Origin of the sequence: Microcella flavibacter (assembly GCF_012530535.1) — a bacterium.
Classification (GTDB): Bacteria; Actinomycetota; Actinomycetes; order Actinomycetales; family Microbacteriaceae; genus Microcella; species Microcella flavibacter.
Genome location: NZ_CP051299.1, coordinates 2,605,588 through 2,620,736, shown reverse-complemented (window position 1 = coordinate 2,620,736; position 15,149 = coordinate 2,605,588). Strand labels below are relative to the sequence as shown.

The 15,149-nt window shown below is 71.3% G+C and carries 18 protein-coding genes; 13 read left to right on the top strand and 5 right to left on the bottom strand.

Features of this window, described 5'->3' with window-relative positions; genetic code table 11:
• Window positions 1–202 precede the first annotated feature (202 nt).
• The 8 genes from rpmH to HGB54_RS12500 all read left to right on the top strand — a co-directional run bounded on the left by rpmH (window position 203) and on the right by HGB54_RS12500 (window position 5,110).
• Window positions 203–340, top strand: a complete 138-nt coding sequence (gene rpmH / locus HGB54_RS12535) for a 50S ribosomal protein L34 (RefSeq protein WP_055823896.1) — start codon at window positions 203–205, stop codon at window positions 338–340.
• Between the two features lie 10 nt (window positions 341–350).
• Window positions 351–695, top strand: coding sequence for a ribonuclease P protein component (rnpA, locus tag HGB54_RS12530; RefSeq protein WP_168916707.1), 345 nt, complete (start codon window positions 351–353; stop codon window positions 693–695).
• Window positions 692–994 carry a membrane protein insertion efficiency factor YidD gene (gene yidD / locus HGB54_RS12525; protein WP_228545847.1) on the top strand — a complete coding sequence of 101 codons (303 nt, stop codon included), beginning with the start codon at window positions 692–694 and terminating at the stop codon, window positions 992–994. The genes rnpA and yidD overlap by 4 nt, the downstream gene beginning before the upstream one ends.
• A gap of 8 nt (window positions 995–1,002) precedes the next feature.
• Entirely contained in the window at window positions 1,003–1,959 is a 957-nt protein-coding gene (yidC, locus tag HGB54_RS12520; protein ID WP_168916705.1) for a membrane protein insertase YidC, read from the top strand.
• A 2-nt stretch (window positions 1,960–1,961) separates the two neighbouring features.
• Window positions 1,962–2,456, top strand: coding sequence for a Jag family protein (locus HGB54_RS12515; RefSeq protein ID WP_168916704.1), 495 nt, complete (start codon window positions 1,962–1,964; stop codon window positions 2,454–2,456).
• A gap of 35 nt (window positions 2,457–2,491) precedes the next feature.
• Window positions 2,492–3,169, top strand: coding sequence for a 16S rRNA (guanine(527)-N(7))-methyltransferase RsmG (gene rsmG, locus HGB54_RS12510; protein ID WP_228545846.1), 678 nt, complete (start codon window positions 2,492–2,494; stop codon window positions 3,167–3,169).
• An 82-nt stretch (window positions 3,170–3,251) separates the two neighbouring features.
• A complete protein-coding gene (locus HGB54_RS12505) occupies window positions 3,252–4,154 on the top strand; it encodes a ParA family protein (RefSeq protein WP_168916703.1) in 903 nt (300 codons plus the stop codon).
• Window positions 4,154–5,110 carry a ParB/RepB/Spo0J family partition protein gene (locus tag HGB54_RS12500; protein WP_168916702.1) on the top strand — a complete coding sequence of 319 codons (957 nt, stop codon included), beginning with the start codon at window positions 4,154–4,156 and terminating at the stop codon, window positions 5,108–5,110. Before HGB54_RS12505 ends, HGB54_RS12500 begins: the two co-directional genes overlap by 1 nt.
• Before the next feature lie 364 nt (window positions 5,111–5,474).
• On the opposite strand, the gene HGB54_RS12495 is transcribed toward HGB54_RS12500, so the two are convergent.
• The 5 genes from HGB54_RS12495 to HGB54_RS12475 form a co-directional block, all read right to left on the bottom strand.
• Window positions 5,475–6,473 (bottom strand): D-alanine--D-alanine ligase family protein, encoded by a 999-nt coding sequence (locus HGB54_RS12495; RefSeq protein WP_168916701.1) that lies wholly within the window; start codon window positions 6,471–6,473, stop codon window positions 5,475–5,477.
• A gap of 4 nt (window positions 6,474–6,477) precedes the next feature.
• Entirely contained in the window at window positions 6,478–7,788 is a 1,311-nt protein-coding gene (locus HGB54_RS12490) for an aminotransferase-like domain-containing protein (protein WP_168916700.1), read from the bottom strand.
• Between the two features lie 120 nt (window positions 7,789–7,908).
• Window positions 7,909–8,232: a thioredoxin gene (gene trxA / locus HGB54_RS12485; RefSeq protein ID WP_168916699.1), complete on the bottom strand. Its 324-nt coding sequence runs from the start codon at window positions 8,230–8,232 to the stop codon at window positions 7,909–7,911.
• A gap of 57 nt (window positions 8,233–8,289) precedes the next feature.
• The gene (gene trxB / locus HGB54_RS12480; RefSeq protein WP_168916995.1) at window positions 8,290–9,252 is read right to left on the bottom strand and encodes a thioredoxin-disulfide reductase; all 963 of its coding nucleotides are present in this window, start codon (window positions 9,250–9,252) and stop codon (window positions 8,290–8,292) included.
• Window positions 9,253–9,353: 101 nt separating this feature from the next.
• On the bottom strand, window positions 9,354–11,546 hold the full coding sequence (locus tag HGB54_RS12475) for a DUF6049 family protein (protein WP_168916698.1): 2,193 nt from the start codon (window positions 11,544–11,546) through the stop codon (window positions 9,354–9,356).
• A gap of 25 nt (window positions 11,547–11,571) precedes the next feature.
• On the opposite strand from HGB54_RS12475, the gene HGB54_RS12470 reads away from it, so the two are divergent.
• From HGB54_RS12470 to rplI, 5 genes are all read left to right on the top strand, one after another.
• Window positions 11,572–13,008, top strand: coding sequence for a CCA tRNA nucleotidyltransferase (locus HGB54_RS12470; RefSeq protein ID WP_168916697.1), 1,437 nt, complete (start codon window positions 11,572–11,574; stop codon window positions 13,006–13,008).
• Between the two features lie 131 nt (window positions 13,009–13,139).
• Window positions 13,140–13,514, top strand: coding sequence for a 30S ribosomal protein S6 (rpsF, locus tag HGB54_RS12465; protein ID WP_168916696.1), 375 nt, complete (start codon window positions 13,140–13,142; stop codon window positions 13,512–13,514).
• Between the two features lie 2 nt (window positions 13,515–13,516).
• Entirely contained in the window at window positions 13,517–14,038 is a 522-nt protein-coding gene (locus HGB54_RS12460) for a single-stranded DNA-binding protein (RefSeq protein ID WP_168916695.1), read from the top strand.
• Between the two features lie 49 nt (window positions 14,039–14,087).
• Entirely contained in the window at window positions 14,088–14,348 is a 261-nt protein-coding gene (gene rpsR / locus HGB54_RS12455; RefSeq protein WP_047561128.1) for a 30S ribosomal protein S18, read from the top strand.
• A gap of 9 nt (window positions 14,349–14,357) precedes the next feature.
• Entirely contained in the window at window positions 14,358–14,810 is a 453-nt protein-coding gene (gene rplI / locus HGB54_RS12450) for a 50S ribosomal protein L9 (protein ID WP_168916694.1), read from the top strand.
• The last annotated feature ends 339 nt before the right edge of the window (window positions 14,811–15,149 follow it).

Genomic DNA, 15,149 nt, shown 5'->3' with positions numbered 1-15,149 from the left:
CGGATCACTGTACTGCGACGCGGCATGTCGTTACCAATGGTTCCCCCGTGCGGTGGTGATAATGCCGGGCGCCCCGCCGCGGTTTGACCGCGGGCGCTCGACGACGTACCTTTAGTCAGTTGACTTCTGCCTGCCCGCGGGTCTCTGCGGCCGGGCGAACACCGTCTTTCGTCGCTGGTCCTGCGGGGCCGAGGAGATAACCATGAGCAAGCGCACTTTCCAGCCGAACAACCGTCGCCGCGCCAAGGTGCACGGCTTCCGCCTCCGCATGCGCACCCGCGCCGGCCGCAGCATCCTCGCTGCCCGTCGTCGCAAGGGCCGCACCGAGCTCTCGGCCTAAGCCTCCTTCCGTGCTCGGCCGGGCCCACCGGGTCACCCGGGCCGACGACTTCCGCACCGCGGTGCGCCGAGGTCGTCGAGCGGCCCAGCCCCACGCCGTGCTGTACCGACTGCGCTCCCCATCTGCCGACCCGCCCCGATTCGGGGTCATCGTGTCGAAGCAGGTCGGGAGCGCTGTCGTTCGCAACCGGGTGCGCCGTCGGGTGCAGGCGGTCTGCGCGACCGCCGTCGACGGCATCCCGGTGCCGGCCGGCGACACCATCGTCATCCGCGCCCTCCCAGGAGCCGGCGAGGTCGACTGGGATACCCTGCGAGCCGAGATCGACGCGGGTCTACGACGGGTGGTGACGGCATGAGGATCATGCGAGCCATCGGCCTGCTCCCCCGCAACATCGTCATCGCGGTTCTGCGCGTGTACCGGGCGATCATCTCCCCGCTCTACGGCGACGTGTGCCGCTACTACCCGAGCTGCTCGGCGTACGGGCTGACGGCGGTGCAGGAGCACGGGGTGGTCAAGGGCGGCTGGATGACCGTCCGCCGCCTGGCGCGCTGCCACCCCTGGGCTGCCGGCGGCATCGACGACGTGCCGCCCCACGAGCATTCGCCCTACCGGCGCAGCCGGTTCGGCTTCATGGTTCTCGAGAGAAACGGATAACTCCCGCAATGGACATCATCGGCTTCATCCTGTGGCCCATCAAATGGGTCATCGAAGCGATCCTGGTCGGATTCCACTCGCTGCTGACGGCGGCGGGCATGGAGGAGGCCGCGGGCATCACCTGGGTGCTCTCGATCACGGGCCTCGTCCTCGTCATCCGCGCCGCGCTGATCCCCGTCTTCGTGCGGCAGATCAAGAGTCAGCGCCGCATGATGGAGATCGCGCCGCAGCTCAAGAAGATCCAGGACAAGTACAAGGGCAAGCGCGACCAGTTCTCGCGCGAGGCCATGTCGCGCGAGACCATGGCGCTGTACAAGAACACCGGTACCAACCCGCTGTCCTCCTGCCTCCCGCTGCTGCTGCAGATGCCGATCTTCTTCGGCCTGTTCTCCGTGCTCAACGACGCCTACACGGAGCGCCCCTCGGTGGGTCTGCTCACCCCCTCGCTGCAGCAGCAGTTCGGTGACGCCTCCCTCTTCGGCATCGCGCCCCTCGGCTCGTCGATGGCGACCTCCGACGGCAACGTCGCGGTCATCGTCATCGCGGTCATCCTCGTCATCCTCATGACCGGCTCGCAGTTCATCACGCAGCTGCAGATCATGTCGAAGAACCAGTCGCCCGAGATGAAGGCGTCGCCGATGTACCGCCAGCAGCGCATCCTGCTCTACGTGCTGCCCCTCGTGTTCGCCTTCTCGGGCTTCGCGTTCCCGCTCGGCGTCATGTTCTACTGGTTCGTCTCGAACCTCTGGACGATGGTGCAGCAGTTCATCGTCATCCGGAACATGCCGACCCCCGGTTCGGAGGCCGCGCTCGCCCGCGAGGCGCGGCTCGCCAAGCGCCGCCAGCGCAAGGGCCTGCCGACCATCGTCGAGGATGCTCCCGCCGCGGTCGTCGAGGAGCCCAAGAAGACCCAGCGCGTGCAGCCCGTGGGCAAGAACCGCGCCAAGAAGAAGGGTGGCAAGTAGCCATGACCGATGTGACCGAGCAGGCGCCGGAGACGGCCCCCGAGGCCGTGCAGGACGAGGGCGACATCGCCGCCGATTACCTCGAGGAGCTCCTCGACATCGCCGATCTCGACGGCGACATCGACATCGAGGCGCGCGCGGGCCGCGTGTACCTCAGCATCGAGTCGGAGCAGCCCGACGACCTGCGGCTGCTCTCCAAGTCCGACGTGGTCTCGGCGCTGCAGGAGCTCACGCGGCTCGCGGTGCACGCGAAGACCGGCGACTTCTCCCGACTGATCCTCGACATCGGCGGATCGCGCGATGCGCGGGCCCAGGAGCTGTCGGTGCTCGTCGACCGCGCGGTGGAGCGGATCGAGGGTGGAGCATCCACTGCCGCCCTGCCCCCGATGTCGAGCTACGAGCGCAAGCTCGTGCACGACCTGGTCGCCGAGCGCGGCTTCACCTCGGAGTCCGAGGGCGAGGGCGCTGACCGCCACACGGTCATCCGCCGCGCCTGAGGCTGCTCCCGCTGACGACGAACGCGACGTTTCACGTGGAACATCCGGCTGCTGACGACCTCTCCCCCGCCGGGGCGCCCGTGCTCGAGGTCGAGCCGTCCGGTGCCGCCGCGGTGTTCGGCGATCGGATCGAGCTCGCCCGGCGGTTCACCGCCGACCTCGCCGAGCACGGAGAGCTGCTCGGGCTCATCGGGCCGCTCGAGCTGCCCCGGCTCTGGTCGCGGCACGTGCTGAACTCCGCCGTGGTGGCGCCGTATCTGCTGCCGGACGCGCAGGTGGCCGACGTCGGCAGCGGTGCCGGCCTGCCGGGTCTCGTGCTCGCGATCGCGCGGCCGGATGCTCGGCTCGTGCTCATCGAGCCGATGGAGCGGCGCTGCGACTGGCTGCGCGCCGAGGCCGACCGGCTCGGCCTCGACAACGTGGAGGTCGTGCGCGCCCGCGCGGAGGACGCGGTCGATTCCGGGCCGTTCGACCAGGTGACGGCCCGTGCGGTCAGCGCCCTGCGCACGCTCATCCCCCTCACCGCTCCCCTGGTGCGCCGGGGCGGGCAGCTCATCCTCCTCAAGGGCGCGCGCGTCGAGGAGGAGATCGTCGCCGCGGCGAAGCAGATCGCCACGTTCCGGCTGCGGAACCCCGAGGTGCTCGTCCTCGGGGAGGGGGTCGTGCCCGAAGTGACCCGTCTGTTTCGGGCTACAGTGGACGCGGCATCCTGACTGCGGCACCCGCGGCGGATGTGCGAGCGGGCGTCGTGTCGGCGCCCGTTTCACGTGAAACATTCGACCGGGAGGTCTGGCGATGACCACGGGCGGAACGTACGACGAGACCACTCCCCTGGCCCGGGAGATCGCCGACATCACCCGCCGGCGCCTCGCGCTGCAGCAGTCGGATCTGCCACTTCCCGACGCCCCGCGCGTGCTCACCGTGTCGAACCAGAAGGGCGGCGTCGGCAAGACGACGACGACCGTGAACCTCGCCGCGGCGCTCGCCCGGTCGGGTGCGCGCGTCGTGGTCATCGACCTCGACCCGCAGGGGAACGCCTCGACGGCGCTCGGCGTCGAGCACCGCGCCGAGACGCCCAGCGTCTACGACGTCATCGTCGGTGAGGCGCTGCTCGACGACGTCGTGCAGAAGAGCCCCGAGTTCGAGCACCTCTACTGCGTGCCCGCCACCATCCACCTCGCGGGCGCCGAGATCGAGCTCGTCTCGCTCGTCGCGCGGGAGCAGCGTCTGCGCACGGCCCTCGACGCCTACCTCGCCGAGCAGGCCGAGATCGGCGAGCCGGTGCACTACGTGTTCATCGACTGCCCGCCCTCGCTGGGGCTGCTCACCATCAACGCCTTCGTGGCCGCGCGCGAGGTGCTCATCCCCATCCAGTGCGAGTACTACGCGCTCGAGGGACTCAGCCAGCTGCTCAACTCGATCAAGCTCATCGAGCGGCACCTGAATCCCGACCTGCAGGTCTCCACCATCCTCATGACCATGTACGACGGGCGCACGAACCTCGCGCAGCAGGTCGTCGCCGAGGTGCGCGAGCACTTCCCCGCCGAGACGCTCACGACGCTCATCCCCCGCAACGTGCGCATCAGCGAGGCGCCGTCCTTCGGGCAGAGCGTCATCAGCTACGACCAGAGCTCCTCCGGCTCCCTCTCCTACCTGGAGGCGGCCGCGGAGATCGCGAAGAGAGGGGCGCCGGCCTGATGGCGACCAAGAGAACCGGACTCGGCCGCGGCATCGGCGCGCTCATCCCCACGGGCGACGGCGATCGCCCCGTCGACGTGTTCTTCCCGCAGACGCCGGAGCCGAAAGGCGACGGGCCGGAGCTCGCGGCCGTGCCCGGGGCGCGTCTCGCCGCCATCGCGCCGAGCGACATCGTGCCGAACCCCTCCAACCCGCGCAGCGAGTTCCGCGAGGAGGAGCTCTCCGAGCTCGTGCACTCCGTGCGCGAGTTCGGCGTGCTGCAGCCCATCGTCGTGCGCGAGCGGCCGGGAGCCCAGCAGGGCGAGCCGCAGTTCGAGCTGATCATGGGCGAGCGACGGCTGCGAGCATCCACCATCGCCGGCCTCGCCACGATCCCCGCGATCGTGCGCAACACCGCCGATGAGGACATGCTGCGGGATGCTCTGCTCGAGAACCTGCATCGTGCGCAGCTGAACCCGCTCGAGGAGGCCAGCGCGTACCAGCAGCTGCTCGAGGACTTCGGCATCACCCAGGACCAGCTCGCGCAGCGGCTCGGCCGATCGCGGCCGCAGATCAGCAACACCCTGCGGCTGCTGCGCCTGCCGGAGGCCGTGCAGTCGCGCGTCGCCGCCGGGGTGCTGAGCGCCGGGCACGCCCGCGCCATCCTGTCGACCAACGACGGCGAGCTCATGCGGCGCCTCGCCGACAAGATCGTCAACGAGGAGCTGTCGGTTCGCCAGGCCGAGGCGGCCGCGCAGCTGATGAGCGGCACCGCCGGTACGCGCAAGCAGAAGCCCCCGGCCGCGGGGACCCGCCAGGGATCCCTCAACGAGATCGCCGGGCGTCTCGGCGACCGGCTCGACACCCGCGTGTCGATCTCGCTCGGGCAGCGCAAGGGCACCGTGACCATCGACTTCGCGAGCATCGGCGACCTCAACCGCATCCTCGCGGAGCTCGGGGAGCCCGGCTTCAGCTGACGCCTGCCCTCTGATCAGGGGTTTCTTGGAAGTCAAAGCCTTACCCGGCGTGCGAGCGTGAGGGTTTCACGTGAAACATCGCGCGTCGCGGCGGAGCTGATCGCTGGGATCGCGCAGCCTGCACCCCGCGGTCGACCGTGCCTTCCGTACCGTCACTCGTAGTTGCGGGCCGGGCGCTGGCCCGCGCAGTCGATCGAGTGCGCGGTGAGATGCCCGGGCCCCGCGCGACGGGATGCGGGCACCCCGCGCGGTGGCCCACCCATGTTTCACGTGAAACATCGCGATCGCTGCCCCCGGGGGGGCGCGGCCAATGTTTCACGTGAAACTCGGCTGTCGCGAGCCGATGCGCGGGACCGCCGGACCGTCAGGCGGAGGCGTCGCGGATGGCCGCCTGGGCGAGCGCAGCGTAGACCCAGCCGACGTCGTGCCCGGCGGCCTCGAGCGCGAGCGCGAGCGTCGACGTCTCGGTGAGCCCCGGCATCACGCTCGCCTCGAGGAACCACGGGGTGCCTGCGCCGTCGACGATCATGTCGATGCGGCTGAGGTGGCGCAGGCCGAGCGCCCGGTGCGCGTCGAGGGCGATCGCGGTCGCGCGCTCGGTGATGCCGTCCGCGATGCGCGCCGGCGCGTAGAAGCGGGTCTCCCCCGCGTTGTAGCGGGCCTCGAAGCCGTAGACGCCCGAGAGCGGCTCGATCTCGACGGGCGGCAGGGCCACCGGGCCGTCGCCGGTGTCGATGATGCCGATGCAGATCTCGGTGCCGGTGATGCGCTGCTCGATGATCGCGACGTCGCAGTAGGTGTAGGCGTGCACCATGGCGCGGCGCAGCTCCTCCTCGGTGTCGACGAGCGTCACGCCCTGCGCGGATCCGCCCTGGGCCGGCTTGACGGCGACGGGGGTGGGCAGCTCGCCGCGGACGACGGTCAGCACGCTCTCCGCGCCGAGCTCGCGGAACGCGTCGCGGGTGAGGGTGATCGAGTGCGGCGTGGGCACGCCCGCGCGGTCGACGAGCGTCTTCGCCGTGGGCTTGTCCCAGGCGAGCCGAGTCGCCGCGGCGCTCGAGCCCACGTAGGGCAGGCCGAGGAACTCGAGCAGGCTGCGCAGCGTGCCGTCCTCGCCGCTCGCCCCGTGCAGCACCGGGAACACCACGTCGGGCCGATCGTCGGTCAGCGAGCCGAGGAGCGAGGCGTCGGGGTCGCGCAGCTCGACGTGCAGGCCGTGACTGGCGAGGGCGTCGGCGACGCGGCGGCCCGAGCGCAGCGAGATGTCGCGCTCGTGCGAGATGCCGCCCGCGAGCACGACGACGCGCACCGGCCCAGTCGACGCGGCGGAGGAGGGGACGGTCGAGGGGAGGGAGTCGCTCATGCGCCTATCCGATGTTGGGGGGCGGGCTGATGACGTGCGGGGCCGTGCCGATGCGCTCGGCGGCGGCCGCGGGCGAGAAGGTCGACAGCAGCTCCTGCTCGCCGCGGACGACGCCCGCGAGGCGCCGGATCCCCTCGCGGATCTCGGCCGGGGTCGGGTAGCAGTACGAGAGCCGCAGGTTCGCGCGGCCCGAGCCGTCGGCGAAGAAGGCGGTGCCCGGCGTGTAGGCGACCAGCTCCTTCACGGCGCGGGGGAGCATCCCCTTCGAATCGAGTCCCTCGGGCAGCGTGACCCAGACGTAGAACCCGCCGTTGGGCATGGTCCAGTGCAGGTCGGGCAGGTAGTGCTCGAGCGCGTCGATCATGGCGTCGCGCCGCTCGCGGTAGAGGCCGCGGTAGGTGTCGATCTGGCCCTTCCAGTCGGTGCTGGCGAGGTAGTCGCTGACGATGAGCTCGTTCGCGACGCTCGGCGAGAGGATCGCGGACTCGGCGGCGAGGACGAGCTTCTCGCGGATGCCGTGCGGGGCGAGGGCCCAGCCGATGCGGAATCCGGGGGCGAGCGTCTTGGAGAACGACCCGAGGTAGACGATGCCGTCCGTCTCGACCGAGCGCATCGCGTGCGGGGCCGGCCGATCGAACCAGAGCAACCCGTAAGGGTTGTCCTCCACGATCAGGATGCCCTCCCGACGCGCGATCTCGATGATCTCGAGCCGCCGCCCCCACGAGAGCGTCACCCCTGCAGGGTTGTGGAAGTTGGGGATGAGGTAGAGGAACTTGATCTCGCGACCTTGCGAGCGCAACGACCGGATGCGATCGACGAGCGCCTGCGGGATCATCCCGTCGTCGTCCATCGCCACGTGCGAGACCTCGGCCTGGTACGAGCGGAAGATGCCCATCGCGCCGACGTAGGAGGGCGATTCGGCGAGCACGACATCGCCCGAGTCGAGGAACAGCTTGGCGATGAGGTCGAGCGCCTGCTGCGAGCCGGTCGTGACGACGACGTCGTCGACGCCCGCGCGCACCCCCTCGAGCGCCATGATCTCGAGGATGTGCTCGCGCAGCTCGGGCGTGCCCTGGCCCGAGCCGTACTGCAGCGCGCGGGTGCCCTGCTCGCGCATGACCCGCTCCATCGAGGCGGTGACGCGCTCGAGCGGCAGGGCCTTGACGAACGGCATGCCGCCGGCGAGCGAGACGACCTCGGGGCGGGAGGCGACGGCGAAGAGGGCGCGCACCTCGGAGGCGCTCAGCCCGGCGGTGCGGTCGGCGTACAGCCCGTACCAGGGGTCGAGATTGGTGCCCTCGCGGGGAATCGTCATGGCTCACCACCCGTTAGCTCGCTGCCGCGGCGGCAGGAACCATCAGGATAAGCGCACGAACCGCGAACGGCCCGCTCCCCGGTCGAGGGGGCGGGCCGTTCGGGATGCTCGGCGAGCGGTCTACGCGAGGAACTCGGCGAGATCGGCCTCGAGGGCCGGCTTGGGCTTGGCGCCGATGACGGTCTTGACGACCTCGCCGCCCTTGAAGACCTTCATCGCCGGGATGGAGGTGATCTGGTACTTCATGGCGGTCTCGGGGTTCTTGTCGACGTCGATCTTGACGATGTCGATCTTGTCGCTGTTCTCGGTCGCGATCGCGTCGAGGATCGGCGAGACGGCGCGGCAGGGGCCGCACCACTCGGCCCAGAAGTCGACCATGATCGTCTTCTCGCTGTTGAGGACCTCGGCTTCGAAGGTGGCGTCGGTGACGTCGCGGGTGCTCATACTGTACTCCTTGCGTTGCGGTGGGGGTGCGGATGCCGCGCGGATGGCGCGGATGGATCAGACGGCGGTCGCCGCCGCGACGGTCTGCCGGGCGGCGTCGCCGATCGTCTCGAGGTAGTGCTGGGCGTCGAGGGCGGCGACGGTGCCGCTGCCCGCGGCGGTGATCGCCTGCTTGTAGGTGGGGTCGACCACGTCGCCCGCGGCGAAGACGCCGGCGACGCTCGTGCGCGAGCTGCGGCCCTCGACGGCGATCGTGCCGTGCTCGGTGAGGTCGAGCACGCCGTGCACGAGGTGGGTGCGCGGGTCGGCGCCGATGGCGATGAAGAGGCCGGTCACGTCGAGCGTCCGCTCCTCCCCCGTCACCGTGTCGACGATGCCGACGCCCGTGACGAGGTCGGCGCCGTAGATGTGCGCGACCGAGGCGTTGGTGACGAACTCGATCTTCGGGTCGTTCTGCGCCCGCTCGAGCATCGCCGCCGAGGCGCGGAACGTCTCGCTGCGGTGGATGACGTAGACCTTCGAGGCGAAGCGGGTGAGGAAGGTCGCCTCCTCCATCGCCGAGTCGCCGCCGCCGACGACGGCGACCGACTTCTGGCGGAAGAACGCGCCGTCGCAGGTGGCGCACCACGAGACGCCGTAACCGCTGAGGCGATCCTCGTCGGGCAGCCCGAGCTTGCGGTAGGCCGAGCCCGTGGCGTAGATCACCGAGTGCGCCTCGTGGCGGTCGCCGTTGCCGAGCGTGACGGCCTTGACCGGGCCGTCGAGCTCGAGCGAGACGACGTCGTCGTAGACGATCTCGGCGCCGAAGCGCTCGGCCTGCTTCTGCATCTGCGTCATGAGGTCGGGCCCCATGATGCCCTCGGGGAACCCGGGGAAGTTCTCGACCTCGGTGGTCTTCATGAGCTCGCCGCCGAACTCGACGGAGGACGCGATGACGAGCGGCTGCAGGTTCGCGCGCGCGGCGTAGATGGCGGCGGTGTAGCCGGCCGGGCCCGATCCGATGATGATGACGTGGCGCATCATGCTCCTTCTGCTGGGGTGCGGTGCCGCCGGAGGGCGACACGGGTGACAACCCACTCTAGAGCGGCGGTATTCCGCATCCCCCGCCGGTCACCGAGTGTTCACACGGGCGATGCCGCGGTCTCGGCCCGGCGGACCTTGCGGCGCCGGATGTCGCGGGCGAGGCCCGTCACGAAGAGCCCCGCGATCGCGACCGAGAGCGCGACGATGCCGGCGGTCTCCCACCCGGCCTGCAGGCTGAGCGGCACCGTGATCGGGCCCGACACGCTGGTGCCCTCGGCGTCGCGCACCGTGATGGTGATGTCGACGTCGCCATTGGTGAGGGACTGCACGGGGACGCGCGCCACCGCCTGGGCCGTTCCCTCGATGAGGGTCTCGACCCGCGCCTCGAGCACCCGCAGCTGCCCCGTCGCCGACTCGACGTGCACGTAGACGACGATCGGGGTGCCGAGGCCGTTCTGCACGGTCACGGGCACCGAGAGCCGGTCGGAGAACAGCGTGATGCTCGGCGTCTCGACGAGCTGCACGCTCGTGCGCAGCTCGGCCGAGTCGGCGACGAAGCGCTGCGCCGCCTCCGCCGCCTCATCGCCCCAGCCGAGCGAGAGGGCGGCGAGCAGCTCGAGGCGCCGGATGTCGGTGATCGCGGCGGGATCGACGGCGATCCGCGCGTACGCCCGATCGGCCGCCTCCGCGTCGAGGGCGCTGCCGACGGCGTCGCCGAGACCCTCGGGCAGAGCGCCTTCGCTCACGATCGTCTCCGGTGCCGAGGCCGCGGGCTGGCCGAGCGGGGTGAGGGCGGCCCAGCCGAGCGCGTCGATCGCCGTCAGCAGCCCGTCGAGGCGGGCGACCGACTGGGCGGCGGTGCGATCGAGGGCCAGCAGGGTGGCCGAGCCGGGCAGCTCGACGGCCCGCGCGGCGAGCAGGGCGGCGAGCTCGGCCGTCGAGGCCTGCGCCTGCTGCTGCACGGTCGCCGTGGTGATGCCGATCGCCGCGCGCGAGGCGCTCTCGTCGGCGACGGCGAGCGTCGCACCGCCCGATCGGGCTGCCGAGCCGACCCCGTCGCCGAGCTGCGCGTCGCTGGCGATGATGGTGCCCGCCCCGCCGGCGACCAGCTGCTCGATGCCGGCCGCGCTCAGCCCGCCCGCGCGCGGCCACGCCCAGCCGTCGAGGTCGTGCGGCCAGGCGGCGAGCTCGGCGAGGGTCACGGTCGCGGGCGCCTCGGCGGGGTCGCTGGCCGCGGGGGAGGGCGATGCGGCCGGGTCGTCCGCCGCGCTCGACTGCTCGGGGACCGGGTCGGCCGGCGCGGCCGGATCGGGGCCGGCGGCAGCCGGGGGCAGCGCCGTCGCGCCCTCGAGCAGCGCCGCGTCGAGCGGGGCGCCGGCCCCCTCGACGGCGGGCAGCGGGATGCCCCGCGCGAGCACCGTCGCGGTCGGATCGGCGTCGGCCCAGGCGAGGGCGAAGGTCGGGTTCGACAGCCCGGCGAGCCGCTCGAGCAGCAGCGTCGCCGACTCGGGAGCGGCGGTGCCGAGCGCGCGCACCGAGGCGATGATGCGCGGGTCGACCCCGAGGGCGGCGCCGGTGCCCTCGACGGCGTCGAGCGTGCGGGTCAGCGACCCGTCGGGGCCGGTGAGCTCGGCGAGCTCCTCCGTCGAGAGCAGCGCGCTCTCCGAGCCCGGGGTGGAGAAGGGGGTGACCACGCGCACCGGGGAGACCGCGGGCGCCGACTCGGGCGGCGCGAAGGTGATCGCGGTGCGGGATGCCGCGGCCGCAGCATCCCCCATCATCGCGGTCGCGGTGACCAGTCTCGGGCCCCACTCCCCCGCGAGCCCGGCCGCGGCGGCGGGCACGGGCACCTCGATCACGGCGGCGGCTCCGGCGTCGAGCGCGGGCAGTGCCGCCTCGGCGACGGTCGGCAGCACGGCGCTCTGCTCGCCGCCCGAGAACCAGGCCTCGAGCGCGCTGAGCGTCGCCCTCGTGCCGCCGTCGAGCCCGACGACGAGGGTGCCCGCGGCGCTCGCGGACCCGCCGGTGTTGCGCACGGTCACCCGCAGCGCGAGCGGGGCGTCGGGGGCCACCGAGGTGCTGACGGGGGCGGCGACGAGCTCGAGGGCCGGCTCGGTGAGCGCCGGGTCGGGGGCGTCCACGGCGCGCGCGACGGGAGCGACGAGCGGCGGGGAGGCCGCGGCGGCCGGCCCGGCGCCGGCGCCGAGCGCCAGCAGCAGGGCGCCGGCGAGAGCGGGCCGCAGGAGGGTTGCCAGGGCGCGCTGAACCCCGTGCACCCGCCTGGCCGACATGCGGGAAGTCTAGACTCAGGTCACTATGCAGAGCGTGGCGCAGGCCGTCGAGCGGTTGCGGCACCTCGCCGCCGCCGAGCCCCTGGCGACCCTCGCGCAGCGCTTCGAGGCGGCGGGGCACGAGCTGGCCCTCGTCGGCGGGCCGGTGCGCGACGCGTTCCTGGGCCGCCCCGTGAACGATCTCGACCTCACGACCGACGCGCATCCCGACGACATCATCCGCATCGTGCGGCCCGTCGCCACGGCCCACTGGGACATCGGGCGCGAGTTCGGCACGATCGGCGCGCAGTTCGGCGACGAGACGGTCGAGATCACGACCTACCGCTCCGACGCCTACGACCCCGAGTCGCGCAAGCCCGTCGTGGCCTTCGGCGACACCCTCGAGGGCGACCTGACGCGGCGCGACTTCACGATGAACGCCATGGCGCTGCGGCTGCCCTCGCTGACGCTCGTCGACCCGACCGGCGGCCTCGACGACCTGCTGGCCGGCCGGCTGCGCACCCCGATCGAGCCGGAGCGCTCGTTCAGCGACGACCCGCTGCGCATGATGCGGGCCGTGCGCTTCGCCGCGCAGCTGGGCGCCGAGGTCGACGAGGCGGCGCTGACCGCCATCCGCGGGATGCTCGACCGGCTGTCGATCGTCTCGGCCGAGCGCGCGCGCGACGAGCTCGTGAAGCTGCTCTCCACCGACGCCCCCCGCCGCGGCCTCGAGCTCATGGTCGACACGGGCCTCGCCGCCATCGTGCTGCCCGAGCTGCCCGCCCTGCGCCTCGAGGTCGACGAGCACGCCCACCACAAGGACGTCTACGAGCACTCCCTCACGGTGCTCGACCAGGCGATCGACCTCGAGCGCTCCCGGTCGACCGTGCCGGAGCCCGAAGCCGACGTCGTGCTGCGCCTCGCCGCCCTGCTGCACGACATCGGCAAGCCCGCGACGAAGAAGGTCGAGGCCGGCGGCGCCGTCACCTTCCACCACCACGACCTCGTCGGCGCGAAGCTCGCCCGCAAGCGCCTCACCGCCCTGCGCTTCGACCGCGACACCATCAAGCAGGTCTCGCGGCTCGTCGAGCTGCACCTGCGCTTCTTCGGCTACAGCGACGCGAAGTGGACGGATTCGGGCGTGCGGCGCTACGTGCGGGATGCCGATGCCCTCCTCGAGCGGCTGCACATCCTCACCCGGGCCGACGTCACCACGCGCAACGCCCGCAAGGCCGCGCGCCTGCACGGCGCCTACCAGGAGCTCGAGGACCGCATCGCGCAGCTCTCGGAGCAGGAGGAGCTCGCCGCCATCCGCCCCGACCTCGACGGGGAGCGCATCATGCAGCTGCTCGGCATCCGCCCGGGGCCGCTCGTGGGCGAGGCGTACCGGTTCCTGCTCGAGACCCGGCTCGACGAGGGGCCCCTCGGCGACGAGGAGGCCGAGCGGCGGCTGCGGGAGTGGTACGCGGGCCGATCCGTCTGAGGTGGCGGCGGGCATCCCGAACCGACTATGCTGACGAGGTTGTCCGCGGGCCCTGTCCTGCGCAACGGATGCCATACCCTCCTGCCGCAGACCGTCTGCGGCCGTTCGAGTCCGAAGGAGGTGGGTGAGTCATGCATCAGTACGAAATGATGGTGATCCTCGACCCCGAGATCGACGAGCGCACTGTCGCTCCCAGCCTCGATAAGTTCCTCAACGTTGTTCGCAACGATGGCGGAAACATCGAGAACGTCGATATCTGGGGCCGTCGTCGCCTCGCGTACGAGATCAACAAGAAGACCGAGGGCATCTACGCCGTCGTGAACTTCACCGCGAACCCTTCTGCCACGCAGGAGCTCGACCGCCAGCTGAAGCTCAGCGAGGCCGTCATGCGCACCAAGGTGCTGCGTGCCGAGGAGGCCGTCGCTCGCGTCGCCGCCTACGAGGCCGAGACCGCTGCCAAGGCCGAGGCCAAGGCGGCGCGCGCCGCCAAGAAGGCCGCCGAGTAGTCATGGCCGGCGAGACGCTCATCACCGTCGTCGGCAACCTCACTGCCGACCCCGAACTGCGATACACGCAGAACGGTCTCGCGGTCGCGAACTTCACCATCGCCTCCACCCCCCGCACGTTCGACCGTCAGGCGAACGAGTGGAAGGACGGCGAGGCGCTGTTCCTGCGCGCGAGCGTGTGGCGCGAGTTCGCCGAGCACGTCGCCTCGACGCTGACGAAGGGCAGCCGGGTCATCGCATCCGGTCGCCTCAAGCAGCGGTCGTACGAGACGAAGGAAGGCGAGAAGCGCACCACCATCGAGCTGGAGGTCGACGAGATCGGCCCCAGCCTGCGGTACGCCACCGCGCAGATCACCCGGGCCAGCTCGGGTGGCGGCGCGATGGGCGGCGGCCGTGGTGGCGCGGCGCCCGTCGCCGACGAGCCGTGGGGCACCCCCGCGGCGCAGTCGAGCAAGCCCGGCGGCAACGCCGGGGGCGACGTGTGGAACACTCCCGGATCCTTCTCCGACGACACCCCTTTCTGATCCGGTCTGACGACCGGCACTGAACAACAGCACGCAAAGGACAACCACTATGGCTGGCAAGAGCAGCGGCGACCGCCGCAAGCCTCGCGGCGGCAAGGGCGCGAAGAACGCCGCCCCCGCGAAGGCGATCCGGGTCGGTGTCATCGATTACAAGGATGTCGCCACCCTCCGCAAGTTCATCTCCGAGCGCGGAAAGATCCGTGCTCGCCGAATCACCGGTGTCTCCGTGCAGGAGCAGCGCCTCATCGCCCGCGCCGTCAAGAACGCGCGCGAGATGGCACTGCTTCCGTACGCTGGCGCGGGCCGCTAGGGGGCCGCGATGTCGAAGCTCATTCTCACGCAGGAGGTCACCGGTCTCGGTGCCCCCGGCGATGTCGTCGAGGTCAAGAACGGGTACGCCCGCAACTACCTCATCCCCCAGGGTTTCGCGGTCTCGTGGAGCCGCGGCGGTGAGAAGCAGGTCGAGCAGATCAAGGCCGCTCGCACCGCTCGCGAGCACGCCACGATCGAGGAGGCGCAGGATCTCAAGCTGCGTCTCGAGGCGAACCCCGTGAAGCTCACCGTCAAGGCGGGCGCCGAGGGGCGTCTGTTCGGCTCGGTCAAGACGAGCGATATCGCGTCGGCCGTCGAGGCCGCCGGCGTCGGCTCGGTCGACAAGCGCCTCATCGAGATCGTGTCGCCCATCAAGTCGGTCGGCACCCACGAGGCGATCCTCAAGCTGCGCGACGGCATCGTCGCCACGATCACCCTCCAGGTGGTCGCGGCGAAGTAGTCGCGCGACGCGCACGAACGGTCACGGCGCCCTCCGCTCACGCGGGGGGCGCCGTTCCGCGTTCCGGGGGTCGCGCGGGGCGCCGGACGCCCGCCCTCGCGCGGGGGCAGACCGCCCGGTCGCACATCGCGCCTATCGAACGCCGCGGGGGTGCGCAAGACCCCTGAAGGGGTGGATTCCGCACGCATCTGTGCACAGGAGTGCGCCAGCCGTACCAACCTTCATCCCCCGATTGAGACCTGTTTCTCCCCACACGGTGTGGAGAGCGAAAGACCAGGTCAGAAGCTGTTTCTCCTCGAATCACCGCGAGAAGTCCACAGAGTCATCCACAGGCTGTGC